Origin of the sequence: Bifidobacterium sp. M0399 (assembly GCF_016100595.1) — a bacterium.
In the GTDB taxonomy this organism is placed as follows: domain Bacteria; phylum Actinomycetota; class Actinomycetes; order Actinomycetales; family Bifidobacteriaceae; genus Bombiscardovia; species Bombiscardovia polysaccharolytica.
In genome coordinates, this window is record NZ_JACFSD010000001.1 from 1,059,165 (window position 1) to 1,084,336 (window position 25,172).

At 59.4% G+C, this 25,172-nt stretch carries 19 protein-coding genes and 1 pseudogene; 7 read left to right on the top strand and 13 right to left on the bottom strand.

All coding sequences use genetic code 11. From position 1 onward, the window contains the following. Window positions 1-41: 41 nt before the first annotated feature. The 5 genes and pseudogenes from H3V09_RS04270 to H3V09_RS09080 all read right to left on the bottom strand — a co-directional run bounded on the left by H3V09_RS04270 (window position 42) and on the right by H3V09_RS09080 (window position 5,713). Entirely contained in the window at window positions 42-1,430 is a 1,389-nt protein-coding gene (locus tag H3V09_RS04270) for a CHAP domain-containing protein (RefSeq protein WP_110425660.1), read from the bottom strand. An 87-nt stretch (window positions 1,431-1,517) separates the two neighbouring features. Continuing rightward, window positions 1,518-2,441 carry a permease-like cell division protein FtsX gene (gene ftsX, locus H3V09_RS04275; protein WP_046323206.1) on the bottom strand — a complete coding sequence of 308 codons (924 nt, stop codon included), beginning with the start codon at window positions 2,439-2,441 and terminating at the stop codon, window positions 1,518-1,520. A gap of 770 nt (window positions 2,442-3,211) precedes the next feature. Beyond that, a pseudogene (gene ftsE / locus H3V09_RS08995) lies at window positions 3,212-4,243 on the bottom strand (cell division ATP-binding protein FtsE); the annotation flags it as partial. A 97-nt stretch (window positions 4,244-4,340) separates the two neighbouring features. Continuing rightward, window positions 4,341-5,474, bottom strand: coding sequence for a peptide chain release factor 2 (gene prfB, locus H3V09_RS04285; RefSeq protein WP_198191050.1), 1,134 nt, complete (start codon window positions 5,472-5,474; stop codon window positions 4,341-4,343). 107 nt (window positions 5,475-5,581) lie between these two features. Next, complete coding sequence (locus H3V09_RS09080; RefSeq protein ID WP_258326683.1) at window positions 5,582-5,713, bottom strand: hypothetical protein; 132 nt, start codon at window positions 5,711-5,713, stop codon at window positions 5,582-5,584. A gap of 145 nt (window positions 5,714-5,858) precedes the next feature. Here H3V09_RS09080 and dapD point away from each other — a divergent pair, with 145 nt between their 5' ends. Next, window positions 5,859-6,818: a 2,3,4,5-tetrahydropyridine-2,6-dicarboxylate N-succinyltransferase gene (gene dapD, locus H3V09_RS04290; protein WP_198191051.1), complete on the top strand. Its 960-nt coding sequence runs from the start codon at window positions 5,859-5,861 to the stop codon at window positions 6,816-6,818. 20 nt (window positions 6,819-6,838) lie between these two features. Here dapD and H3V09_RS04295 read toward each other — a convergent pair whose 3' ends face one another. The 3 genes from H3V09_RS04295 to H3V09_RS04305 all read right to left on the bottom strand — a co-directional run bounded on the left by H3V09_RS04295 (window position 6,839) and on the right by H3V09_RS04305 (window position 10,056). Beyond that, complete coding sequence (locus tag H3V09_RS04295; protein WP_198191052.1) at window positions 6,839-8,128, bottom strand: citrate synthase; 1,290 nt, start codon at window positions 8,126-8,128, stop codon at window positions 6,839-6,841. 349 nt (window positions 8,129-8,477) lie between these two features. Next, window positions 8,478-9,254 carry a type I methionyl aminopeptidase gene (map, locus tag H3V09_RS04300; RefSeq protein ID WP_046323210.1) on the bottom strand — a complete coding sequence of 259 codons (777 nt, stop codon included), beginning with the start codon at window positions 9,252-9,254 and terminating at the stop codon, window positions 8,478-8,480. Between the two features lie 103 nt (window positions 9,255-9,357). After that, window positions 9,358-10,056: an HdeD family acid-resistance protein gene (locus tag H3V09_RS04305; RefSeq protein WP_046323211.1), complete on the bottom strand. Its 699-nt coding sequence runs from the start codon at window positions 10,054-10,056 to the stop codon at window positions 9,358-9,360. Between the two features lie 174 nt (window positions 10,057-10,230). Here H3V09_RS04305 and H3V09_RS04310 point away from each other — a divergent pair, with 174 nt between their 5' ends. Next, entirely contained in the window at window positions 10,231-12,324 is a 2,094-nt protein-coding gene (locus H3V09_RS04310) for a M13 family metallopeptidase (protein WP_198191053.1), read from the top strand. Between the two features lie 119 nt (window positions 12,325-12,443). Here H3V09_RS04310 and H3V09_RS04315 read toward each other — a convergent pair whose 3' ends face one another. Beyond that, entirely contained in the window at window positions 12,444-12,959 is a 516-nt protein-coding gene (locus H3V09_RS04315) for a single-stranded DNA-binding protein (protein WP_052733362.1), read from the bottom strand. A gap of 1,174 nt (window positions 12,960-14,133) precedes the next feature. Between H3V09_RS04315 and H3V09_RS04320 the strand changes: the two genes are divergently transcribed. Next, window positions 14,134-14,988, top strand: coding sequence for an exodeoxyribonuclease III (locus tag H3V09_RS04320; RefSeq protein WP_198191054.1), 855 nt, complete (start codon window positions 14,134-14,136; stop codon window positions 14,986-14,988). Between the two features lie 129 nt (window positions 14,989-15,117). Here the strand turns inward: H3V09_RS04320 and H3V09_RS04325 are convergent, their stop codons facing one another. Next, the gene (locus H3V09_RS04325; protein WP_198191055.1) at window positions 15,118-16,935 is read right to left on the bottom strand and encodes a proline--tRNA ligase; all 1,818 of its coding nucleotides are present in this window, start codon (window positions 16,933-16,935) and stop codon (window positions 15,118-15,120) included. Window positions 16,936-17,414: 479 nt separating this feature from the next. Here H3V09_RS04325 and H3V09_RS04330 point away from each other — a divergent pair, with 479 nt between their 5' ends. The 4 genes from H3V09_RS04330 (at window position 17,415) to H3V09_RS04345 (ending at window position 21,214) form a co-directional block, all read left to right on the top strand. After that, window positions 17,415-18,200: an ABC transporter ATP-binding protein gene (locus H3V09_RS04330; protein WP_046323215.1), complete on the top strand. Its 786-nt coding sequence runs from the start codon at window positions 17,415-17,417 to the stop codon at window positions 18,198-18,200. Then, window positions 18,197-19,699, top strand: a complete 1,503-nt coding sequence (locus H3V09_RS04335) for a hypothetical protein (RefSeq protein ID WP_198191056.1) — start codon at window positions 18,197-18,199, stop codon at window positions 19,697-19,699. Before H3V09_RS04330 ends, H3V09_RS04335 begins: the two co-directional genes overlap by 4 nt. A gap of 41 nt (window positions 19,700-19,740) precedes the next feature. Continuing rightward, window positions 19,741-20,478 (top strand): hypothetical protein, encoded by a 738-nt coding sequence (locus H3V09_RS04340; RefSeq protein WP_198191057.1) that lies wholly within the window; start codon window positions 19,741-19,743, stop codon window positions 20,476-20,478. Window positions 20,479-20,743: 265 nt separating this feature from the next. Then, complete coding sequence (locus tag H3V09_RS04345; protein ID WP_198191058.1) at window positions 20,744-21,214, top strand: GNAT family N-acetyltransferase; 471 nt, start codon at window positions 20,744-20,746, stop codon at window positions 21,212-21,214. 45 nt (window positions 21,215-21,259) lie between these two features. Here H3V09_RS04345 and H3V09_RS04350 read toward each other — a convergent pair whose 3' ends face one another. The 3 genes from H3V09_RS04350 to guaB all read right to left on the bottom strand — a co-directional run bounded on the left by H3V09_RS04350 (window position 21,260) and on the right by guaB (window position 25,150). Continuing rightward, the gene (locus H3V09_RS04350; RefSeq protein ID WP_198191059.1) at window positions 21,260-22,666 is read right to left on the bottom strand and encodes a PIF1 family DEAD/DEAH box helicase; all 1,407 of its coding nucleotides are present in this window, start codon (window positions 22,664-22,666) and stop codon (window positions 21,260-21,262) included. A gap of 40 nt (window positions 22,667-22,706) precedes the next feature. Then, window positions 22,707-23,408 (bottom strand): oligoribonuclease, encoded by a 702-nt coding sequence (gene orn, locus H3V09_RS04355; RefSeq protein WP_198191060.1) that lies wholly within the window; start codon window positions 23,406-23,408, stop codon window positions 22,707-22,709. Between the two features lie 194 nt (window positions 23,409-23,602). Beyond that, window positions 23,603-25,150, bottom strand: a complete 1,548-nt coding sequence (gene guaB / locus H3V09_RS04360) for an IMP dehydrogenase (protein ID WP_408610697.1) — start codon at window positions 25,148-25,150, stop codon at window positions 23,603-23,605. Window positions 25,151-25,172: the final 22 nt, after the last annotated feature.

Below are 25,172 nucleotides of genomic sequence, written 5' to 3' on the forward strand. Positions count from 1 at the left end.
GATAGTAACGTTCCAAGCGGCGGACCTGGCCCGCAACGACATCAGTAATGAATGTATTGGTAGTTGCCGGCCCCATAGACCGTCTCATAAGCGGGGAAGGATGCGAAGCCGGTACCTCCTTGGGAGATAAGCACCGATCCATCTGCATTGACCCGCTCAACCACAGCCACGTGACCATAGGTCCAGTCCGCATTCCAGGAACCGACCCGCTGGCCACGGGCGAAGACCATGGCGGCGCCAACATGCGGAGTGTTGTTGACCAGGTAGCCCAGACTACGTGCCGTATTAGCCCAATCAGCCCCGTTTCCCATATAGGATCCCACAGGCAGGGACAGCTGCGAGCGACGGATGTATGCCCAGAGCGTGCACTGACGAGCAGGATAGGCACTGCCGCCCACCGAGTTGCCGGTGGGATGGCCATAGCAGAACCCCGAGCCCTCAGGGCAATTACCGGGTACCCCATAGTTCATGCCGGAAGCACCTCCACCGCCCCCGTTGCTCGGCTGAGAAGGCCGCGGAGCCGGCGATGGTGCGGAACCGCCTCCGCCGATCTGCTGGGCGCCGCCGGCATGGGGATCAGCACCGCCGCCGGCATTGCCTGTGTTCAAGGAATCGATCATAGACTCGGTGGCCACAATATCAGCGGCCTCACGGGCCGACTGCGTGGTCAGGGCAGCCTTTTGACCCTCCAGCCGCTTGCGTGCTGCGGTTCCTTGGTCGCGCAAGGCCTGCAGGCTGTCCTGCTTGGCCTGTGCCTCGGCTGCAGCCTGCTGGGCTGCCGCCTGCTGCTGGTCGGCCTTGGCCTTCAAGGTGCTGATCTGCTCCTCAATGGCTTCCAGGCGCTGCTTACGGTTCATGGAGGAATTGAGTGTGTTGGCGGCATCATTGGCGGCGTTGGCCTCGGACCGGGTCACGGCCGCATCAGCCTGCATCTTGTCCACAAAGTCCTTGGTGCTGGAAGACTTAGTCACCACGTCCATGACCTGGGAGACCTCAGAGCCGCGGAAGCTCTTTCTTGCCATCTGCGCCACACCAGCCTTGGCGTCGTCATAGTCGATGCCGGTCTGACGGATCTTGGTCTCCAAGTCGGCTCGATCCTTCCGGGCCGCCTGCAGACGATCGTTGGTGGCCTGAACCAGGCTGTCTGCTTGCTCGGCCTGCTGCTGGGCTTCGACTGCCTTCTGCTGCGCCGCCGGAATCTGGTTAGCGGTCAAATCGTTGAGACTCAAAATTTGGTTAGCCAGTTCGTTGCTGACACCCGCCAGCTTGCTCTTCAGGGCCTCATGGTTCTGTACCTTTTGTTGATAGCTGCTCCAATCAGCCTGCGCCGGTGCGGGGGCCACTGTCAATCCCAGTATTCCTCCCCCGAACATCATGGCCAACGACCCCACCAGGCCACAGATGGCTTCCAAATGTTTCGTGCGATTCATGGTCAAGTCCTCACTATCACTCATCCATGCTAGTCATCATTATGGCAGAGCTCGTGCCCATAAGGTCGGTCGGCCCGTCGCTGCGGATCAGGTTCGCAGGTACCTCCGCAGGGAGATGGAAGAGGCCAATGCGGACAACAGCATGGCCCCTAGGATCAGTACCGGAGCCATGAGCAGGACTGTGGACTGGTCCACGTAGGGCATCCACTGGACCGTCTGGGCCAGCCAATCCGTGATGAAAAGTTTGACGATGGCGCTCAAAGCGCCGACAGCCAGAAGAGAACCAAGCAAGGATGCCACCACCCCCTCCAGGATGAAAGGCAACCTGATGGTCCAGTTGGATGCTCCCACCAGTCTCATGATCTCCGTCTCGTTTCGACGGGAGGCGGCACTCATCCTGATGGTGGTGCCGGTCAGCAGGATAGCCACAATCACCATGACCACAGCAAGGACCAAGGTGACCGCTGTGGCTCTATTGAGGATTTTGAAGACCGGGTCGAATATCTGACGCTGATCGGAGACCTCCTCCACCCCATCGCGTCCGGACAGCACCTCGGAGACCACCTGGTACTTGGTCGGGTCCTTGAGCTTTAGACGCAGGGAGGCCTGCATATCTGCCGCAGTCATGGTCCTTCCCTCATAAGTGCCTTCAGGGTACTGCTTGAGGAAGGTGTTCTTGAAGAAGTCCTCACGGCTCTGGTAGGTGATCTTGGCTACGGAGTCGCGCAACTCGGTATTGATGGTGTTCTCCAGCTTGACGATCTCGTCGTTGGTGGGTGCCTTGCCGGTCGCGCATGAAGCCGCCTGGCTGGTGCCATCCGGGCAGAGCCAGACCACTACTTCCACCTGGTCGTACCAGTCTCCCTTAGCTTTGCTGATCTGAGCCTGCATGAGGCCTGAGGCGCCTATGAACAGGAAGGAGATGAAGGTGACCAGCATGACCGAGAGAATCATGGACCCGTTGCGACGCAGGTTGTCCCAGGTGCTGGAAAGGATGAACCGCAGTCTCATCGTGCCGCCTTCTTCTCGTCATCTTGCTCATCCCGAGCCGATGCATCATTATCTCGTTGGGACTTCCTTGATTGCTTGGGGGCTTCAGGCGGAGCAGGAGGTGCCGGTGGGGCCCCCATGGACTCGACACCATGATGATTTTCGCTCATTGAGCCCTTTGCATTGGTCCTGCTCTTATTGGAGGTCTGTTTTGAGGATTTCGCGACGTCCTGCTTCATCTGGCCTGCAGTCTGACCGGATTTGCCGGTCGGTTCTGCTGGGCTGGAACCATCGGACCTCGAAGGCTGATCGGGCCTCTTATTCTGTTGCCCAGAAGCAGAAGTCTTGGCAGAGGAGTTCTTCATCGGTTGGCGATCTTTGGCGTTGACGTTTTTCTGAGACGCTTTTTCGCCACGATCACGATTGCGGTAATCGTCTTGGTTCTTGTCCCGATTCCGACTGTTCGAATCTCCAGTCTGCCGATCCTGGAACCTGCTTTCGGCAGTCGGCTTAGGCCGAGCAGCATCGGAATCAGGGGCAGACTTCCGGGATTTCCGGGAAGCTGTATGTTCAGCCTGGAGGTGTTTCGCAGACTCATCACGATCAGTTCCTGCCTTGTCGTGTCCTCTGTGGCCGGAACCGTCAGTTGATTGACCTGACCGATCCTGGCCGCCATGGGTCGCAGGCCTGCGGAATCGCTCATCCGAGCCAGAGTCGTTCCCTTGATTGGGCTGCCCTGCAGCCGCATCTTCATGCCGATTGGAATCTTCCTGCGCGGATTCAAGACTGCCCAGACCCTTGCCCCAGGTCAGGGTGTCCTCCACCGAGGTGAAGACCTTTCCATAGCGTCCGGTTCTCCCCGAATGCATGGACTTGGCTAGACGTGCGATTCCCTCGTCGCCATACTGGCCCTGGTTGACAGCCTGTGCTGCCGCCTGGACTACCTGCTTGGCCCCCTTGGTTCCATCCGCGATGGGCCCGGTAGCCGAGTTGTTCCCATCCTGCACGACGATCTGCACCGGACGGCGCCCTGCAACTCCAGCCTCGCGTGCACGGTCCAGGGCATCGCCGTCATTTGGATCCCCGATGGCGTGATGAGAGCGCGCCGCAACCTCGGCATCTGGGAAAAATCGCGAAGAATCATAGGAACCGTGGGCTTCGTCGCGCATGATCCGACCCGTATGCAACTCCACCACCCGCTTGCGCATGGAGTTGACGATCTCCTCGTTGTGGGTGGCCATGACCACGGTGGTGCCGGTCCTGTTGATGGCGTCCAAGACCTCCATGATGCCCAGGGAGGTGGTGGGATCAAGATTGCCAGTGGGCTCATCCGCCAGCAGAATTTCCGGGTCGTTTACGTAGGCCCGGGCCAGAGCCACTCGCTGGGCCTCACCGCCGGAAAGCTCGTGGGGGTAGTTGTGCTCCTTGCCAGTCAAACCCACAGTCTTGAGCACCTGCGGCACCAGAGTCTTGATGGTGGACCGACGGGCACCGATGACCTCCAGCGTGAAGGCTACGTTCTGCCATACGGTCTTGTTGTTGAGCAGTTTGTAATCCTGAAAAACGAAACCGATGGAGCGCCGATACCCTGGGATCTCGCGGTTACGCAGACGTCTTAGGTCGTTGCCGGCCACACGGATCTCGCCCTCGGTAGCCTCCTCCTCACGAAGGAGCAGGCGCAGCAATGTGGTCTTGCCCGATCCGCTGGCGCCTACCAGAAAAACGAAATCCCCACGATTGACATCCAGACTGATGTCATCCAAGGCTGGGCGGGACCCCTTGGGATAGATTTTGGTCACGTCCTTGAGCGAAATCAACGCCATTGACACTCCGTTCCTCGGTATTCACCTACAGAGGCTATCAAGAAGACTGACACTACTCACTCATGAAACACCGACCAAACCACGGCCGGAAGAAGCTCTACTTACTGGCTTCCTCCTCGCGAGCCTGGACCCGCTGCTGGTGCCGCCAACGGATGCCGGCCTCGATAAAGGCATCAATGTCACCGTCGAAAACCCCCTGGGTGTCAGAGGTCTCGTATCCGGTGCGCAGATCCTTGACCATCTGGTAGGGATGCAGCACGTAGGAACGCATCTGGTCCCCCCAGCTGGCCTTGATGTCGCCAGCCAGCTCCTTCTTCTTCTTGGCTTCCTCCTCGTGCCGCAAAACCAGCAGCCGGGACTGCAGAACAGCCATGGCAGCCGCACGGTTCTGAATCTGGCTGCGCTCATCCTGCATGGTGACCACGATGTTGGTCGGCAGGTGAGTGATGCGCACGGCCGAATAGGTGGTGTTGACTCCCTGGCCCCCCGGGCCGGAGGAGCAGTAGGTGTCCACTCGGATGTCCGAGTCGGGGATGTCGATGTGGTCGGTGGGCTCCACCAGGGGGATGACTTCAACGGCAGCGAAAGAAGTCTGCCGCCTGCCCTGGTTGTCAAACGGCGAGATCCGCACCAGACGATGGGTGCCGCCCTCCACCGACAGACGGCCGTAGGCGTAGGGGGCGTCCACCTGGAAGGTGGCCGACTTAATACCGGCCTCCTCCGCGTAGGAGGTGTCCATGACCTTGGTAGAGAAACCATGCCTCTCAGCCCACCGCATGTACATTCGCAGGAGCATCTGCGCCCAGTCGGCTGCATCCACTCCGCCGGCACCCGAGCGGATAGTGACCACGGCAGCACGCTCGTCGTACTCACCGTCCAGCAGGGTCTGAATCTCCATGTCAGCCAGGTCGGACCTCAAAGAGTCGATCTCCTTACGGGCCTCCACCAGAGTGTCCTGATCATGCTCCTCCTGGCCCAGCTCCTCAAGAGCCTGGACATCGTCCAGCCGGGAGGATGCAGACTCCAGATGCTTGAGCTGGGATTGCAAGGCCGAGAGCCTGCTGGTCACCTTCTGGGCGTTCTCCTGATCGTCCCAGAGTCCAGGCGCACTGGCCTGACGCTCCAGATCAGCAATTCGCGAGCGCAAGCCCTCCGGGTCCAGCGCCTTGGAAATCATCTCGTACTTGGCCTTGGCCTGCTCCAATGATTGAGCAAAATCCATCTCTGCCATACCGTCTCACCGCTTTCCGGACCGGCTCCGCACGAGCCGGCCACCGTCTTCATTCCTATTTGCCTTTGCCTGTGACGGCCGAATTCCCGCCGACCGGACGGGCCCGGTCAAAGGCCGCTGAAGATGGCGGGGATGACGAGACTGGCCAGCAAAGCCACGGCGATGACCAGGCAGACCACCCTGGCCGTATTGCGGCGCCGACGCTCTCGGCGCTCACGCTCATGACTGTAGGCACTCATAGTTGATAATTTTACCTATCGGCTGGGACCTGGCTGGCGACGATCCAGACCCAACTGTCGGACGGATAGTGTCTGTTTGAACGTCGACCGGTTTATTCTGTAAGACAACTTATATCAATTGACTGCACCGCCTGAAGGAGGAACGATGAGTAAAGCACGCACCGCATGGGGTTGGGGCCTGGCCAGCCAGGACGAGCAGGGCCGGACCTTGGACGTCTGGTATCCGAAGGCCGAGATCTCGACGCCGCCGACCCCGGGGAACCGTCCCAATCACGACTTCGGCGACCAAGTCCACAACCAGCCCGACGCACGCGGCATCCGCCGGGTGCCGGTCTTCACCGTGGCCGATCTGGATGGCCCGATAGCGGATGCCGCCGATGCCTATCTGCGGCTCCATCTGCTCAGCATGCGTCTGACCCAGCCCAACAGCATGAACCTTGATGGAATCTTCGAACAGCTGACCACGGTGGTGTGGACCAACTACGGCCCCTTCGCCGTGGAGGACTTCGCCCTGCGCAGGTCAGAGGTCATGGCTGCAGCCAGCCGGTCCATGCCAGGCATCCCGGTGACGCAGGTAACGGTGCTGAGCGTGGACAAGTTCCCCCGCATGGTGGATTACGTGGTTCCCGAGGGGGTACGCATCGGCAACGCCGACCGTATTCGGCTCGGCGCCCATCTTGCTCCAGGAACGACGGTCATGCATGAGGGCTTTGTGAACTTCAACGCCGGAACCTTGGGCCACTCCATGGTCGAAGGCCGGATCTCCCAAGGGGTTGTGGTCGGCGACGGTTCGGACATCGGCGGCGGAGCCTCCATCATGGGCACCCTGTCTGGCGGAGGCCGCCATCGGGTCTCCATCGGTCAGCACTCCTTGTTGGGAGCCAACGCCGGCATCGGCATCTCCCTGGGCGACGACTGCGTGGTCGAAGCCGGTCTTTACGTCACCGCCGGCACCAAGATCGGTTTGGGCGACCAAGTGGTCAAGGGAGCGGAACTGAGCGGACGGGATCATCTGCTCTTCATCCGCGACTCCCGCACCGGCCAGGTCAAAGCCCTGCCCCGCAAGAAGGGCATCGAGCTGAATGAGCGGCTGCACGCCAACTGAGTCCCAGTCGGTCATCGGACTCAGCGCTGCTCCATGGGAAGGTAGTCGCGCGGGCCCTGCCCGGTATAGACCTGCCTGGGACGACCGATTTTCGTGTCTGGATCGTCCAGCATCTCCCTGTACTGGGCGATCCATCCGGGGATGCGACCCAATGCAAAGAGCGTGGTGAACATCTCCGGGTCGAAGCCTATGTCGCGGTAGATGAGTCCAGTGTAAAAGTCCACATTGGGATAGAGGTGGCGCTCGACGAAGTAGTCGTCATGCAGGGCCAGATCCTCCAGCTCCAAGGCCACGTCGAAAAGCTCCGCATCCTCGGCATTTTTATTCTGGTCGGGTTCATCCATGAGCTTGTAGAGCCATTGCTTGGCTATGGCCGCGCGCGGGTCATAGGACTTATAGACCCGGTGGCCCAGACCCGCAATTTTCCGACCCTCCTTCTTGGCCTGGTCCACATAGCCTCGCACACCCAGACCGGAATCCCGTATGCTTTTCAGCTGGCGCAACACGGCCTCGTTGGCGCCGCCGTGCAAGGGACCTGACAGAGTATTGATGCCGGCAGCCACTGCCGAATACAGATTGGCCCGGGCTGATCCAGCAATCCGCACTACTGAAGTGGAGCAGTTCTGTTCATGGTCGGCATGGATGATCAGGAGCTTGTCCAGGGCCTGTACCTTGAGAGGGTCAGCCTGATAGGGCTGGTAGGGCATGGCGAAGCTCATCCGCAGGAAGTCCTCCACATAGCCCCAGGTCCTGTCCGGGTAGAGCAGAGGCTGATCACGGCGACGCCGGTGGATCAATGAGACAATGGTGCGCACCTTGGCCATGATGATGGAGCTGGCCTCATCCAGCTGATCGGGATCGTCTACGTCACAGGTGTCCGGGTGGAAGCCAGCAAGCGCGTTGACCGCAGCGGCCAGCACACTCATGGGATGAGCCTGGCGAGGGAAGGACGAGAGCAGATGGCGGAAGTCCTCCCCTACGACCGTGTAACCCAGGACATGGCGGCGGAACCGCTGGTACTGCTCGGCATCAGGCAGCTCACCGTGGGACAGCAGCCAGGCTACTTCGAGAAAATTGGACTGGGCGCACAGGTCCTCTATGGCATAGCCCCTGTAGCGCAGTATGGAACGCTTGCCGTCAATGAAGGTGATTCCCGAGACGCACTGGGCCGTAGTCTGAAAGCCGGGATCCAGCGTAACCCAACCGTCGTTGCGCAGGGAGGAGACCAGAATGCCGTCGGGCCCTTCGGTGGCACGAACCAGAGGAAGATCAACCTGTTCGGAATCGATGGACAACCGTGCTGTAGACACCACGCACCTCCTGTTAATCAACCAGTGAGGTGCCAGTGGGAGTCGACGGCCATGCCAGATCAGGCTACCGGCACCTGTACCGGCGTGGAATTGCCGACATGCTAGCAGAAACAACCACGACTTCGATTACCGGCTTGTAACCACAGGCATGAATCCGTCACCTCCACCAATGAAGCACAGGTCCAAGCCGGTGCCCTCTTCGTTTCCGCACCAGCCTGCGGGCACAAGGCCAGGGAAGAAAGTGCAGGTATCCAATAGGGCCAGCATCAAAGAGGGACCCAGGAGCATCCACATTGTGGACATCCCTGGGTCCCTTATAGTCCTACTTCAGCCTCGAACAGCCTCGAACTCAGTCCCTGGTCGTCAGGATGACAGGCCCCTGCTCAGTGATGGCGATGGTGTGCTCGCTGTGGGCGCCGCGCGATCCGTCTGCAGAACGGAGGGTCCACCCATCCTTGGGATCCTGGTAAATCTGATCGGTGGTCGCCAGGAACCAGGGCTCAATGGCAATGACCAAACCCGGGCGCAGCTTGTAACCGTGATGAGGAGTGCCGTCGTTGGGCACATGGGGATCACCATGCATAATCCGCCCTACCCCGTGTCCGCCGAACTCTAGATTGACGCTGTAGCCGTTTTCATGGGCAACCTCACCGACTGCAGCGGAGATGTCACCCAGGCGGTTACCGGGCTGGGCCTGGGCGATGCCCGCCTTCAGGGCCTCTTCAGTGGTTCGAATCAGCCGCAGATCCTCTGGATCGGCATGCTCGCCCACCACGAAGCTGATGGCCGAGTCGCCCACCCAGCCGTCCACGTTGATGGCCAGATCCAGGGAGAGCAGGTCGCCATCCTTGAGGTTGTAGTCATAGGGCACCCCGTGCAGGACGGCATCATTGACGGATAGGCAGATGTAGTGCGCGAAGGGGCCGGTGCCGAAGTCAGGCGCGTAGTCCACGTAGCAGGATGTGGCTCCCTTGCGGGCGTTGATCCTGTCCTTGACGTAGTCATCCAGCTCCAGCAGGTTGACCCCGGGTTTGCTCATGGACTTGAGCTCCTTGAGGATGCTGCCGACAAACCTGCCCGCCGGCTTCATCTGTTCGATCTCCTGCTTGGTTTTGAGCTCGATCATCCTCTGCGTCCTTTCATGATTGGTGCCCGCGGGTGCCGCCCCTCAGGATCCTGCCCAAGTACTACCACTCAGTATTATCGGGTCAGTCGGACGAGTCCGGCTCTCAGTTCCGGCCGAAGGTGAAGGCCCTGATAATGGAAACGACTCCCAGCACCAGAAGAGCGCACCCGCTGAAGATGACCAGGAAGATGACGGAGCTCAGCGGGTAGATCATGACGATGATCCCGGCGATGATGGAGACGACGCCTGAGAAGATGGCCCAGCCTGAATGCGGGAGCCCCCAGGAGGCTGCCAGACTCATCACGCCCTCCATGATCCAGCTGATGCCCACAATGATGGTGACCAGCAGGGTCAGCGCTGAAGCGGATAGGGCCGTGTTCCTGACGATGACAATGCCGCCGACGGCAATCAGGGCGCCAAAGAGGACACCCAACACCCGCCATCCACCGGGAAGGCCCTTTGACACGATGGAAGTGGCCAGACGGACCACGCCGGAGATGATGAAGTAAATGCCCAGCACCACAGTCACGGCAATCAGGGTCTTGTCCGGCCTGAGCAGCAGGGCCAGGCCCAGGATGACTCCGATCACGCCCATGACACCCATGATGATGCGGATGGCCCGCAGGGTCCTGAATCCTAGATCTTCGGCGATCATGGAAAATGGATCCATGCGTGGCGGGCGCCCCTGATAGCCGGGGTATTGCCCGTACTGACCATAATTATTCTGGTATTGGCCGCCATTCTGTCCAGAATTCTGACCGCCGAACTGATTGGGCTGACCGCCCTGCATGGGATCCGTCATACCGTCCTCTTTCACTCGCTCAAGGCGGCCGAGCGGCCGTCCTGTTACCGTCTGTCAAGTTTAAATCACCAAGGAGGCAATCGCGGCTTTTCCCCTTCGGCGGATGGTTCGCCGATCCGCCGATCCCGGCAACCCAGGGCATGGCATGTCACCAAAGATGGCTAGGCTTGTGGCATGGCACAATCTACTGAACCCAAGACCTCCTCCGGACTTGATCCGGCCTCCTTCTCCTCTGTCATTCGGCCGCAGGACGATCTCTTTCGTTTTGTCAACGGTCCCTGGATCGACACCTACAGTCTGCCCGAGGACCGCTCCCGGTTCGGCTCCTTCGACAAGCTTGCCGAGGATGCCGAAGCACAGATCCGTGAAATCCTCGAGGACCCGGAATCCCCGGCAGTCAAATCAGCCCTGCTCTACCGCAGCTTCCTGGATACTGATGCCATAGAAGCCGCGGGAATGGAACCCATCCGCCCAGACCTGCAGGCCATTGACGCTGTGTCCGACAAAAAGGCGCTGACCAGCCTGCTGGGCCGGCTCAACCCCACTGGCGGACCTGATCTGTTCGGCATCGCCATCTATGGCGATCCGGGCAACGCTGGCGTCAACGTGGCTCATATGGAACAGGCCGGGTTGGGACTTCCCGACGAAGCCTACTACCGGGAGAAGAGCTACGCTCCGGTCCGTCAGGCCTACACCGACATGGTGGCCTCCCTGCTCAGGCTCTCCGGCTACGCCGATGACCAGGAGGCTGCCCACAGACAGGCGGAGTCTTTCCTTGATATCGAGACGCGCATAGCGGCACGCCACTGGGACAACGTGTCGACCCGAGACGAAGATCGCACCTATAATCCCACCACCCTGGCCGACCTGGAGTCTACACTCGCCGATTTCGATCTGCACACCTGGATCGAGTCCTGGCAGAATGCATATGCAGCCAGTCCTGTCGCCAATCTGCAACCGGTCGATCTGAGCTCAGCCCTGTCCAGGACCATAGTGCACGAACCCTCCTTCCTGCAGGGTTTGAACGAGCTTTGGAAAACCAGCGATTTGGAGGATCTCAAACTCTGGGCCCGCGTGCACACCCTGATCGAGTGGGCAGGCCTGCTCAGCAGCGACTTCGATCAGGCCAGGTTCGACTTCTATGGCAAGGTTCTTTCAGGCACGACCAAGATGCGTGACCGCTGGAAGCGGGCTGTCTCCCTGGTCAATGGCATTTGCGGCGAGGAGGTCGGACGCGAATATGTACGCCGGCACTTCCCTGCCTCCAGCAAGGCCCGCATGGAGGCCCTGGTCTCAGACCTGATCGATGCCTATCGGGTCTCCATCACCTCCAGCGACTGGCTGGGAGAACAGACCAAGGTCAAGGCTCTGGCCAAGCTGGACAAATTCTCGCCCAAGATCGGCTACACCGAGCACTGGCGCGACTATACGGCCCTGGCTGTGGACGAAAAGCTGGGTCTGGTCGACAACGTGCGGCAGGCCAACCTCTACGAGTCCGGCTACCAGTTCTGCAAGGCCGGTCAGCCTGTGGACAAGGAAGAGTGGCTGATGAACCCTCAGACGGTCAACGCCTACTACGAGCCCACCCTGAACGTCATCGTCTTCCCCGCAGCCATCCTGCAGCCGCCTTTCTTCGACCCAGACGCCGACGACGCCGTCAACTACGGAGGCATCGGGTCGGTCATCGGCCACGAAATCGGCCACGGATTCGACGACCAGGGCTCCAAGTACGACGGTGACGGACGTCTGCAGGACTGGTGGACCCCGCAGGACCGCGAAAACTTCGAACAACGGACCAAAGCACTCATTGAGCAGTACAACGGATTTGTTCCCCAGCAACTTGCCGAGAAGTACGCCGACAAGCCCGAGCAAGCACCTCATGTCAATGGAGCGTTGACCATTGGCGAGAACATCGGGGACCTGGGAGGCGTCAACATCGCCATCAAGGCCTATGCCATCTCCTTGCAGAAGAAGGAGGGCGGCACAGCCGAGACAGACGATGCTGCCATGGACCAGGCGCTAGCCTCGGCTCCAGTCATGGACGGCTACACTGGCCTGCAACGGTTCTTCCTGTCTTATGCCTCCATATGGAGGACCAAGAACAGGGATCAGCTGGCCGAACAGTATCTGCAGATCGATCCCCACTCCCCTGCTGAATTCCGCACAAACGGCATCGTCAGGAACGTGGATCGCTTCTATCAGGCCTTCGGAGTCACCGCCGACGACGGCATGTGGCTGGAACCCGACGCACGAGTCAAGATCTGGTAAACCTGTTCTGATTAAAACCGTTGGTTGACGGTTTTAATCAGCCTACTGTTCAAGGCGGGAGGCCGACGAAAATCAGTCGGTCTCCCGCTTTCGTTTTGCTAGGCCGAAACAACCTGTGCTCATTCGGCATCGGAAGCCTTCACCGATGTCTCCTTGGCTGCAGATGACGCAGATGATGCAGAGGCAGATGCAGTTTCGGACGATAAAGACGATGGCGGCGTGGTCCAAGGGTCCGGACCGTCAGCTCCCTCATCAATAGGCGCGGTATCCGATCGGGTCCTGGTGAAGGTATCCTGCCCCCGGGCTAGGTCGTGACCGATGCCATCTGCCACCAAAATCAGACTGCTGTGCGGTTGGCCATCGCTGATCCACTCCTCCGTCACCAAAGATCCCGTCACCATGACCGGATCGCCCTTATGCAGACAGGCCAGGGCATTGACCGCCAGAGTCCTGAAAGCTTTGACAGTAAGCCAAGTAGTGGATTTTCGTTTCCACACTCCAGCCGCAGCATCGTAATGGGCCGGAGTAGAGCCCAGCCTGAAGGAGCAGACAGGCGTAGACCCCGGCTGTCCCAGACGCGTTGGTTGGGTCCCCATAAAGCCGAAGACAGTCGTTTTTATTTCGTTGATGGCCATACCGAAACCTCTCTGTTGATGTTATGAATCCGACGCTGTAAATCTGCCAGTCGATTCCTGGATTCCTGATTTTGCAGCGGCGAGGCCATTCGACGGAGAATCCCCGACCAGAGCGCGGATAATCGGAGCGGGGGAAGGGACTGGCCCCGGCCAGGAACCCTCCGTCGAACGGTGAGTCCATCCTGCCTCCGCCCACGTCCCCGTACACGACCTGCAGACCATTGTGGTCGAACGAACTCGGACTGATTCAGATTGTGGACAAACCAACCTTCCTCCATAAAAAACTTGAGATAGGTCTCTTGTCAGTAATACCTATCTCATCAGGTAAAGCGGGGTGGATTTACCCATAATTATGAAAATCGAGAACAGAGGAAAACTTGATAACGAAAAATGAACGGCTCGGATGCAGGCAGGCGTCAATGGCGATAATGCGTCAACGACTCATAATTGCTGATTGTTCAAGGAGAGAGGTGGACACAACATGATTACAGGAGCGATTGTGGGCGTATAGCGATAGTGGGATGAGTAGCAGGGATAGCGGCAGTTGCCATACCCGTTACATTGTTGATTCGGTACTTCAGGAAGAACAGGACACAGCATACATAAATCCAGGCAATATCCTATGGGCGGCACCGGCTTTTAATTCCTATGACTTCATCACCGATAATGGGTGGCGGCCTGCGCTATAAGGACAAGCTGCCACTCATTATCTTGTTCCCGGCCGCTTACAGTGATGCTGTTCCGATTACCTTATGAACACTCCAGGTGGACAATCGTAACCAGTCACTATCCGTCAGGAAACACACGACTATACAAAAAGAATGAGAGACTCAAGACTCAGGCAACTCCTTTCCGAGCCAGAGAAGGCCGCAGGCTCCTCGAACAGTCACTAGGCGTGAATCATTCTGGCCGAGGCTGACGCGCAGACGTGAAGACAAGGCCGCAAGATCGACGAAAGGAGCCAGGTGAGCTACGTTCGAAGATGGCATTCACCCGAGTATCTCGATTGAGGCCTGATTTATCGATGCTTTTTGTGCTGATGCCGAAGGACACATCAGCGGAAACCATAACTGGATCCGCAATGTCCCCTTCACTGCCCAGGACCATCGAGCATTGGTCCTAGGCTAAACTGTGAGAGCAGATACATCGGCACGGTTTGGAAGGACCCGCAGTCATGGTTCACACGCTGGTCAGTTGGAATATCGATTCGCTCAACGCCGCCCTACTGGGCAAGAGCAGCCGCAGCGCCCTCTCCCTGAAGGTGGTGGAGACCATCCGGGATCTGGGCCCCGATGTCGTAGCCATCCAGGAAACCAAACTCAACGGTGATCAGAAGAAATCGGCAGGTATCCTTAAGGCGCTCATGCGCTACTTTCCCGATTATCAGGAGGTGGACCGCCGTTCCGAGGCCCCGGCCCGTACAGGCTACGCAGGCACGCTCATGCTCTACCGCAAGAGCCTACCAGAACCTACCGTGACCCGCCCCCGCATCGGCGCTCCCGAAACCATGGATGACGAGGGCCGCATGCTCACTCTGGAGTTCCCGGACTGCTTCGTCACCACGGTCTACACTCCCAATTCCGGATCGGGACTGGTAAGGCTCAAGCCGCGCGGCGTCTGGGATGATTGCTACCGTCGCTACCTGCAGGAACTGGATGCCCGCAAACCGGTCCTGGCCTGTGGCGACTTCAACGTGGCCCACGAGGAGATCGACATTGCCAACCCGGCCTCCAACCACCATTCCGCCGGCTTCACCGATCAGGAACGCGAAAAGTTCAGCCTTCTGCTGGATGCAGGCTTCACCGACACCTTCCGAAAAATTCATGGCGATGCCGCTGGCTTCTACGACGATCACCGCAGCGTCTACACCTGGTTCGCACAGCGTGCCCCAAAGAGCAAGATCAACAACTCCGGCTGGCGCATCGACTACTGGCTGACCTCCAACCGGATTGCTGACCAGGTCAGCACCAGCGAACCCGTGGACACAGGCGAGCGCCAGGACCATCTGCCCATTCTTCTGCGCATCTGACTGGTTAGATTTCTAAAACTAAACCAATGCATACAAAAGGGTGAGTCCTTGGTCGCGTGCATCATGACACGACCAAAGCCCCACCCCTCTATATTGATTGCTAATAAGCAACTATGAGTGTGGCATAACCTACTGGAGAGCTGTAATCCGATCCACGATCATCTGAGCGGCCTGATCGGCAGGAACAGCTTGCACATCCGAGCCGTCGCGGTTGCGAATCTCAATAGTGCCGTTGGCGATGGTGTCGCGACCAGCAATAGCGACCAGGGGGACCCCGATTAGCTCGGCATCCTTGAACTTGACCCCGGGAGATACCTTGGGCCGGTCGTCGTAGATGACCTCCACGCCGCGGTCCTCCAGGTCGGTGACCAGCTTCTCAGCGGCATCGAAGGCCTCCTGCTTCTTGCCGGTGGCCACCACATGGACCGCGGCAGGAGCGACAGCCTTGGGCCAAGCCAGCCCCTTATCATCGTGATGCATCTCAGCGATGCAGGCCAGCACACGGGAAATGCCGATGCCATAGCAGCCCATCCAGACCGGCACAGCCTTGCCGTTGCGGTCCAGGACCTTCAGCCCCAATGCGTCAGAGTATTTCAGCCCAAGCTGGAAAACCTGCCCGATCTCCACACCACGCTCGAAGCTGAGCGGCCCGGAACCATCAGGACTCATATCCCCGTGACGGACCTCGGCGGCTTCCACTACTCCGTCGGCTTGGAAATCACGCCCATAAACCGCATTGGCAAGGTGTACGCCTTCAGAATCAGCCCCGGTCACCCAGGCAGATCCAAGCGCCACATGGGCATCGAGGAAGTAGCGGATATGGGCGGCGGACTCAGTATCCGAACGCTGAGGACCCAGAACACGGGGGCCAATATATCCCTTGACCAGCTCGGGGTGGGCAGCCAGGTCAGCTTCATTGGCCTCCTCAATCTCGGCCGGAGCGAACTGGGCCTCCAACCGCTTCATGTCCACCTGACGATCACCCGGCAGGCCGACGGCCACCAGTTCCCGCCAGCCCTCGGGATGGTCATCATCTGCAGGATGCTTGACGGCCACAATAAGGTTCTTCAGAGTATCGGCAGCGGTCCAGTCCCGGCCATCCTCGCGAGGATGCAGCTGGTTGAACCGCTCCACCAGGGTATCGATAGTGGTTGAGTCAGGGGTATCCAGCTCCTGCATGGCGGGAATCTTAGTGTAGTCGACGGGATCAGGACGCGGGGTGGTCAGCGCCTCCACATTCCACGCCTTACCCGAGGGCGCCAGAGCAAAAGTGTCCTCGCCTATAGGCAACGGAGCCAGGAATTCCTCGGACTCGGATCCCCCCATGGGTCCGGAGACCGCATGGACGATTACGTAGTTGACGCCCAGACGCTTGAAAATTCGCTCATAGGCGCCGCGTTCATCCTGGTAGGCCTTCTTCAGCCCCTCCTCGTCCACAGTGAACGAGTAAGCGTCCTTCATGATGAACTCGCGACCCCTGATCAGCCCTGCGCGGGGACGGAACTCGTCGCGGTACTTGGTCTGGATCTGGTAGAGAACGACTGGCAGGTCCTTGTATGAGGAATACATGTCCTTGACCAAAAGGGTGAACATCTCCTCATGGGTGGGAGCCAGCAGGTAATCAGCGCCGTGCCTGTCCTGGAGGCGGAAGAGATTCTCACCATACTCCTCCCAGCGGTGGGTAGCCTCGTAGGGCTCGCGAGGCAGCAGAGCCGGAAAGTGAACCTCCTGGGCGCCGATGCCGTCGATCTCCTCCCGGACCACGGCCTGGACCTTGTCGAGAACTTTCAGACCCAGTGGCAGCCAGGTGAAGATGCCAGGGGCCACCTTGCGGACGTATCCTGCCCGCTGCAGGAGTTTGGCCGAGTCCACATCGGCGTCGGCCGGATCCTCCCTGAGGGTCCGCAAAAAGAGGGTTGACATGCGCATGGCTTTGGTGGTTCTCATACCTCCTAAAGATATGCGCTCAAAGGGACAAGCAACCATAGAGAACGACTTATGACAATTTGTTGAAAGCAAGCCAGAAACCCCTATGATTATGGACGCTTTCTCAGAGAAGGTCGCTATGGTCGCATACGGCCGCTCGACAACGTCGAGGACGAATCACCCTCAAAAAACAATGCTCGCCTGGACACCATTTCGAAGTTGAGGCGGTGGGTTGACTCGCGCTCACCGCTAGCAGGTGGAAGCTCTTGAAAACCAACATTATTCATCGCGCCAATCATACGTAGTTCTGGCAGCCACGCCCCGGATCATCACTTGTGATCAATCATGACGCTGCAGAACACCGCGATTGCATCTTCTTTGAACATTTCCGAACACCGTTCATGCGCCTTGCCAAGCACATTGATTTGACTCAAGCAGTTATGTAATGTACGTTTGATTTAACTTTGAAGTAAAGATTCAACTTTTATTAGTTTGGTTCAATGGTGAATTATAAAGTAGATGTTTCCCTCTCGCACGTGTCTTTCTCCTACGGCCGTAAACAGGCGCTGTCGGATGTGTCCTTGAGCTTCGGCAACGGCGTATTCGGGCTCTTGGGTCCCAATGGTGCCGGCAAGACGACGCTGATGAATATTGTGACCACCTTGTCACGTCCTTCCTCGGGCAGTGTAAGGATAGCCAGGGCGAATGTGCTGACAAGCGCTGGACGACGTCGGGCCAGGAGCCGGATCGGATATTTGCCGCAATCGTTCGAGTTGATGAATGCTTCCAGCCTGATGCGCAATGTACGGTACGCCGCATGGGCGCGCGGTCTGTCATGGAAGGCGTCCTGTGATGCAGCGGTGTGGGCCCTGGAGCAGGTGGAATTGTCCGGGGAAGCTCGCCGCCCGGTGCGCAGCCTGTCCGGTGGCATGCGTCAACGTGCGGGCATCGCGTGCGCAATTGTGGCCCGTCCCGACGTGCTTGTCTTGGACGAGCCAACCGTCGGCCTCGATCCAGTGCAACGTATTGAGGTGCGTAAATTCCTCGACGCATATGCGGACAGCCACACAGTGCTGGTGAGCACGCATTTGGTCGAGGATCTGGCCGCAATCGCCGACCGCGTGCTGGTACTCGACCACGGGCATCTGCTCCTGGACGGACGCATGGATGACCTCGCCGCCTTGGCCGATCCTGAGGACTCAATGGCATCGCCTTGGGAATCCGGTTATCGACGGCTGCTGACGGGATCCGGACACCTGCCATTCAACCAGGGTGAGGTCTCATGATGGCCCGTCTGCTCAATCCCTTGTCACCGGTGAGCTCGCTGGTGTTCTTTCTGTCAATGATGGCATATCCGGCCGCATTATCGGTGCGCAACTACGGAGTCGGCCAATCAGATGCGTCCCCGTGGGCACTGACAGATGCGGCCTTGCAGTTCGACCTGACCTGGATGCATCTGGTGACGGATGTAATCGCCTGCATGTTCGGCGCATGGAGCGCCTGGAAAGCGTGTTCCCCGCGATCCATGGTCGCGCCGCCCTGGATCGGGGGCCCGTCTGTCCGCAGATATGGCGTGCCTGTCCTCAAGGGTACCGCATTGAGTTCCCTGGCCTATGCGGCAGGTTGTCTTCCCGCCATCGTCCAGACACTGCGGTTCACAGGCGGGTCGGTTCCCGTGGGAGCCTTGCTCATGGGTATGGCAGTGCCGGCGGCCATGTTCGCCCTCGGCTATGCGCTCGGGGCCATCATGGGCAGCCGCTGGTCCCTGGTGCCGGCCACGCTCTTGCCTGCTGCCCTGTGTTGGGGCAGCTTAGTGCTGCTGATGCCGCGCATACCCAAGGGTGACGTGTTTCCCCGAGCCTGGGGGTCGCCGCTGGCCGTGGTGATGCCGATGATGGACACGGGCATCGGTGCCGAGCCGGGACTCAGTATTAACCTTTCAGCGGTGACAGTGCGCTGGATCTTGGTCGCAGTAGTGCTGGCCGCATCCACAGCGGCATGCATGCTGACCGCACACCAGTGGCAGCCCGGCCTGTCATGGATGGTCGCCCCATTGGCTGTGCTTCTTTTAGTTCCGACTGCTGCCGGGGGCCTGGTAGCCATGTCCGGCCCGGCGGAATGGCGACGGTCCGCTCCGTTCACCCCGGTGTGCAAAAGCATAGACGGCGTGCCGCTGTCAGTGTGCTCCCACCCGGATGATGGCGCCCACCTGAGACGCTACATGCGGTATATGCGGTCGGTCGCCTCATGGTTCCCCAAAGACAGTGTGGAAAGCAGCTCGGGTCTTGTGCTTTTGCTGGGCAACGCCTTTACCCCTACATCCCACGGCCAGGCGTGGAATCTCACCGGCCAAGGCCTGGCCGAACTGGAACACTTGGGCGGCAAGAAGATACAGATAATGACCGACACAGTCACCGAACGCACTGGACGATACAGCGACCTAGCTGATGTCACAGAGGCCATCGTGAAGGAATTTATTCATGCCGACTGCGCGGCTACCGCACTTAAAAACGTGTATAAACAATGGACATTGGATGATGGTGCCAGCGTGTCCGCCTTCGTGCTGGAGCAGATGCCCCAGCGCATGAGAGAGACCGTCTACGAGTCGCTGGGCGGAGGAAGCGCAATCTCCGGGTTGGGAAGCGCCCGAGGCTCTGCCGCCGATCTGCTTAACGATGCCACTAATGAAGAGTTCCATGCCTATGTGCGTCGCAACCTCTCCGGGATCGAACGCTGCGCCGTCATGCCGTCCGATGTCATCGACGATCTGGGAAAGAACCACTGATGGGCGGCCGGCATCGACGTGGTTCCATGGAAGGCGGGATCTTGGTCGGATGGTTGGCTGGGCGCCGCCCATGGGCGGCCTTGGCATTTGTCGTGCTGGCTGCGACCGTGCCCTTCCTGCTTGCCTCCGCCGCGGCCTCCGCTACCGGCGGGGAGATCTATGCCCGGCCAGCCTATTACGGGTACGTCTGCGTTCCTGATCCACATGCAGTGGTATTCAACGGCGCCGTGCATACCCAATGCCCACAAGGCAAAAGCGCCGTGCCCAGTATGGTGCCTATGGCCGAGCTGGCCTACGCAGCGTTCAGCGCGTGCGCCTTGGTCATGCTTGCCCCGCTTATGCCCACCTGGGAGCGCCTGAACCTGGCACGCGTCCGTTGGCGAGCCCTGGCCGCGGGGACAGGCGTGCTGATGCTGCCGTTTTTTCTCAGCCTCCCCCCTGCCATACTGAGCTCCCACGGCGGCCCAACCAGCGCACAGTCGCTACTCAGGCTGGCAGCCTGCAATGGCCTGGTCGACGCGTCCTTGGTCATGCTCGGCATCGCATTGCTTGGTCGTTTCTACGGGCTTGGCCTGGGCGTAGGGCTGGCAGTGATCAATATCGCCAGCCAAGGTATGCAGGTAGGCATGGGAATGACGCTCCGTCTATACCCCGAGGACATCAAACCGCCCGTTCCTGGACAGGGGACCTGGTCGGCGATTGCAGCGGTCTTGACAGTCTTCGCCGTCTTACTCTGGACGGTCACCGGAGGCCGGGGAATGATCTTGGACAAGAAATAAAGAGCCAGCACAACTGCTTGTGAGATGTGTGAGACCCTACCGACTTTGGCGGCGCAAGAGTTTGTCCGATTCCACCTAGCCGTCAACAGGACCTACATATATGACCAGCACAACCGAAACCGAAGCCAAATGGCGCATACAGGAAAAGGTCAGTAAATTCGCAACCTGACATCTCTCAAGCCCTACCCTCCCCTTACGGACAGCCAAGATATGATAGTTGTATATCGAACAGGTTTTCTGATTTACAAGGACAAGGCGGGCACCTATGTCATCAGAGCCAGGTGTGACCATCCAGACCTTTACCAACCTTGACGCAGAACACATGACACTCCTCCTGGAGGCCGATCCTTCAGAACCGATAATCCATGACGTTTTCACCCATTCCTGTGCTTTTGAAATCCGAGTGGGACAAGCTCTGACTGGTGTCATGCTGCTTGTCAGACCAAACACGGATACCTTGGAAATCGCCAATATCAGTGTGGGCCGTGCTTATCGCCGGCAGGGACTTGGAAGCAGATTAATAGACCGAGCCAAGATGGAGACCGTCAGGTTGGGTCTGAGAAGACTGGAAGTAGGCACCGGATCCACCAGTTTTGGAGCCCTTTGCTTCTACCAAACATGCGGGTTTCGCATGGACCGCATTGAACGGGATTATTTTGTAGACCGCTACCAGCAGCCCATTGTCGAGAACGGAATCATCCTTAGAGACATGGTCCGCCTGTCATGGTGCCTCTAGCGACCCGGATGACTACACCGGGCCAAGACCGGTAAGGGCGACCAATCAGAAAAGTTCGTCCTGGCTGAATTCGTCTTCTGGTTCCTGACCGACGGCGCGCTTGGTGAAGGACTCAGGACCCTCATCCTTCAGACGGGAGCAGGCCGCCTTGGACTCGGCCCTCAATCCCGCATCCAGAACGACGGCATCGGGAGAGACCAGGAAGGCATGCTCATTGATGCCCGTCAGGTAGAGCCCATCCAGGCTTTCCACACGGGAGAGGGCCACGTAGCCCATCCCCGGCGCGAAGGTCCGTCTCAGGTCCATGACCGCCCTGTCCAAGGTCATCCCCTGGGACTTGTGGATGGTGATTCCCCAGGCGCAGCGAAGAGGCACCTGGTTGACGGCGGCCAAGACAGTGTCCCCATCCATAGTCTCCCAGGCGGCCGGCTTCATGGTGACTATGTTGCCGTTCTGGAAGGAGACGATCGGCCATCCCCCCTTGGCCGAGCTGGTGAATCCGCTGACTGTACCAATAGAGCCGTTGACATATTGATGGTCCTGGTCGTTGCGCAGGGCCATTACTGCGGCTCCGGTCTTCAGGGCCAGATCCTCGGGGGCCAGCATGTTCTTCTTCAGCCGCTCCACCAGTCTGGCCTCGCCTCGGGATGTGGCCTGGTAATGGTGGGCCTCTTCGTCGATGGCGGCCAGGCGCTGGTCGTTGAGCGTGTCAGCCTGCTTGTTGACCGGGAAGAGGTGGACTGCCACCTGACCGGGTGCGGGCACTGCGCCGACGCGGGAGGCCAGGACCTCATGGTCCTCCTGGGTGACGCCGCCCTCCCTGATGTCAGTCAGGACGGTCAACAGCTGGCCATCGTCCTGGCGATGCTGCTCGGTCAGGTAACAGACGACCGGGTCCAGGTCCTGCCAGACCAGTGATTCGGTGACGAACCCGTCCGGGTCCTTGCCGGCCTGGGCATAGCGTTCCCGTGCTGCCTGGAATTCAGGGCTGGGCAGTATTCCTGCAGCTCGGTTGGATCGAGTCACCGGTGGCAGCTGGAAGAAGTCCCCGGAAAGAACCACTTGGATCCCTCCGAATGGTTCGGGGCTGTGACGAACCGCCCGGCAGGCCTGGTCCACCATGTCGAAGAGCCAGGCATGCATCATGGAGACCTCATCGATGACCAGGATGTCGGTGCCTTCTATCTGTCTACGACGGCGGGTCTTGATCCGCTTCAAGAGTGATTCGGTCATGCAGGTGGCGATTCCCACACCGCTCCAGGAATGGATGGTCTGGCCGTTGATGTGTGTGGCGGCGATGCCGGTCGAAGCGGTCACCGCCACAACCGCTCCGGCCTGACGAGCCTGGGCGACGAACTCATTGAGCACAAAGGTCTTGCCTGACCCGGGGGCACCTGTGATGAAGGCATTGGCCCCCGCACTCAATATGGTCAGGGCTTCGGATTGCTGCATGCCTCCATGGTGCCACGTCAGAGGTACATGGCCACGCCTGTCAGTAGTCGGTCTTCTCAGGCTTGTTGGCATCCTCTACCGGATTGCCGGACTCTTCGTAGTGACGCAGAAGGCTGGTCTGCTCGATTTGTTCCGCTCCGGCCTTGGACTGCGCCCCGTCAGGTCCGGGAGCCGGAAGGAAGAACATGGAGCGGTAGTAGCGCAGTTCGTCCATGGACTCGATGATGTCGGCCAGAGCCCTGTGGCCGCCATGCTTGGCCGGCTTGTTCTTGTAGACATCCGGGTACCAGCGGCGGGACAGCTCCTTGAGGGTGCTCACGTCGATGACCCGGTAATGCAGAAGGGCCATAAGGTCGGGCATGTACCTGTCAAGGAACTTCTTGTCGGAGCCCACTGAGTTGCCTGCCAGATGGGCTTTGCCGTTCTTGGGCAGGAAGGGCTTGACGTACTCGATCACCTGACGCTGGGCCTCCTCCAGGTCCAGACCGGTCTTCATCTCCTCAATCAGACCGGAGGAGGTGTGCATCTTCCTGACGAAGTCCCCCATATGGTCCAGGGCCGCCTGGGAGGGCTTGATGACCAGGTCGATGCCCTTGTCCAGGACCTTCATGTTGAAGTCGGTGGGAACCACGGAGACCTCGCACAGCTCATCATGGAAGATATCCAGACCGGTCATCTCGCAGTCTATCCAGATCATGCGGGATTCTTCCGCAGTGAAGGTCAGATCATTCTTGTCGCTCATCTGTACGCCTTTCAGATCCGGGTCGCGCACCGGATCGCTCCTTCCGCCGCCTCGGGCGGAACATTACAAGATACCGCCAGCACGTGACTGGCGGAGGGTTCGCCAGGCCGTCCGACCGGACCATGACTGACTTGAAATATGCAATCGGCGCAGGTCCTGATGAGATCCTGCGCCAATCACCTGCCTACGTAGGCTCAGTTGTGGAAGCCTGAGTAGTTGGGGGCTTCCTTGGTCATGACAATGTCGTGGGGGTGCGATTCACGCAGACCGGCATCGGTGATCCGAATGAACCGGCCCTTGCGCTGCAACTCGGGGATGGTGCGGGCACCGGTGTAGAACATGGTCTGGTGGAGGCCGCCGACCAGCTCGTAGAGTACGTAGTTGAGCGGACCGCGGTAGGGCACCTCGCCCTCGACGCCTTCGGGCACCACCTTGTCGGAGCTGGTGACGTCAGCCTGGAAGTAGCGGTCCTTAGAGTAGCTCTTCTTGCCGCGCGGGGCCATGGCGCCCAGCGAGCCCATGCCCCGATAGACCTTGTACTGCTTGCCATGCAGGAGGACCTTCTCGCCAGGGGCCTCCTCAGTGCCTGCCAGCAGACCGCCCAGCATGACCGAATCGGCCCCGGCCACGATGGCCTTGGCAATGTCTCCCGAGTAATGGATTCCACCGTCGGCCACCAGAGGAATCCCGGCAGGCCGGCAGGCCAGGGCGGCATCGTAAACGGCAGTCAGCTGGGGCACACCCACGCCAGCCACCACGCGGGTAGTGCAGATGGAGCCAGGGCCCACACCGACCTTGACCGCGTCAACACCGGCATCGATCAGAGCCTGGGCCCCCTCGCGGGTGGCCACGTTGCCGCCGATCACATCCACATGGTCGAAGGCATGATCAGCCTTGATCCTGCGGATCATGTCCAGCATGAGCTTGGCGTGACCATGGGCGGTGTCCACGACCAGAATGTCGACCCCGGCATCGGCCAGGGCGGTGATACGTTGCCAGGCATCGCCGAAGAAGCCCACGGCGGCAGCCACACGCAGACGGCCGCGCTCATCCTTGGTGGCCTCGGGGTACTGCTCGGTCTTGACGAAGTCCTTGACGGTAATCAGCCCGGTCAGTTTGCCCTCATCATCAACCAGGGGAAGCTTCTCCACCTTGTATTTGGCCAGAAGCTGGTGCGCGTCTTCCTTGGTGATGTTGGACGGACCGGTGATCAGGTGGTCCTTGGTCATGATGTCGCTGACCTTGAGCCGGTCGAAGTCCGCGGGATTGACGAAGCGCATGTCACGGTTGGTAATGATGCCCACCAGCCGCTGCCGACGGTCCACCACGGGCAGACCGGAGACCTTGTAGGTGGAGCAGAGCTTGTCCAGGTCGGTCAGTGTGGCATCTGGGGTTACCGTCAGGGGGTCGGAGATCATGCCGGATTCGGACCGCTTGACAATGTCGACCTGATTGGCCTGATCTTCGATGCTGAGGTTGCGGTGGAGGACGCCGATGCCGCCGTTACGGGCCATGGCCACAGCCATGGTGGCCTCAGTGACGGTGTCCATGGCAGCCGAAAGGACCGGGGACTTCATGGTGATGTTCCGAGTCAGCCGGGTGGTGGTGTCTACTTCGGAGGGGATGACATCGGATTCGTTGGGCAGCAGGAGGACGTCGTCATAGGCCAGACCGATTTTCTGGAAGGCGTCGGGGAGTTGAGTGTAGGAGGAGGGTTTGCTTTGTGGGTTTTCCATAGCCATAGCACCATGCTACAAGTGCTTC

Coding starts and splice junctions, on each gene's coding strand:
- H3V09_RS04270 (WP_110425660.1), bottom strand. CDS start 1,430: ATGAATCGCACGAAACATTTGGAAGCCATCTGTGGCCTGGTGGGGTCG.
- ftsX (WP_046323206.1), bottom strand. CDS start 2,441: ATGAGACTGCGGTTCATCCTTTCCAGCACCTGGGACAACCTGCGTCGC.
- prfB (WP_198191050.1), bottom strand. CDS start 5,474: ATGGCAGAGATGGATTTTGCTCAATCATTGGAGCAGGCCAAGGCCAAG.
- H3V09_RS09080 (WP_258326683.1), bottom strand. CDS start 5,713: ATGAGTGCCTACAGTCATGAGCGTGAGCGCCGAGAGCGTCGGCGCCGC.
- dapD (WP_198191051.1), top strand. CDS start 5,859: ATGAGTAAAGCACGCACCGCATGGGGTTGGGGCCTGGCCAGCCAGGAC.
- map (WP_046323210.1), bottom strand. CDS start 9,254: ATGATCGAGCTCAAAACCAAGCAGGAGATCGAACAGATGAAGCCGGCG.
- H3V09_RS04305 (WP_046323211.1), bottom strand. CDS start 10,056: ATGACGGATCCCATGCAGGGCGGTCAGCCCAATCAGTTCGGCGGTCAG.
- H3V09_RS04310 (WP_198191053.1), top strand. CDS start 10,231: ATGGCACAATCTACTGAACCCAAGACCTCCTCCGGACTTGATCCGGCC.
- H3V09_RS04315 (WP_052733362.1), bottom strand. CDS start 12,959: ATGGCCATCAACGAAATAAAAACGACTGTCTTCGGCTTTATGGGGACC.
- H3V09_RS04320 (WP_198191054.1), top strand. CDS start 14,134: ATGGTTCACACGCTGGTCAGTTGGAATATCGATTCGCTCAACGCCGCC.
- H3V09_RS04325 (WP_198191055.1), bottom strand. CDS start 16,935: ATGAGAACCACCAAAGCCATGCGCATGTCAACCCTCTTTTTGCGGACC.
- H3V09_RS04330 (WP_046323215.1), top strand. CDS start 17,415: ATGGTGAATTATAAAGTAGATGTTTCCCTCTCGCACGTGTCTTTCTCC.
- H3V09_RS04335 (WP_198191056.1), top strand. CDS start 18,197: ATGATGGCCCGTCTGCTCAATCCCTTGTCACCGGTGAGCTCGCTGGTG.
- H3V09_RS04345 (WP_198191058.1), top strand. CDS start 20,744: ATGTCATCAGAGCCAGGTGTGACCATCCAGACCTTTACCAACCTTGAC.
- H3V09_RS04350 (WP_198191059.1), bottom strand. CDS start 22,666: ATGCAGCAATCCGAAGCCCTGACCATATTGAGTGCGGGGGCCAATGCC.
- orn (WP_198191060.1), bottom strand. CDS start 23,408: ATGAGCGACAAGAATGATCTGACCTTCACTGCGGAAGAATCCCGCATG.
- guaB (WP_408610697.1), bottom strand. CDS start 25,150: ATGGCTATGGAAAACCCACAAAGCAAACCCTCCTCCTACACTCAACTC.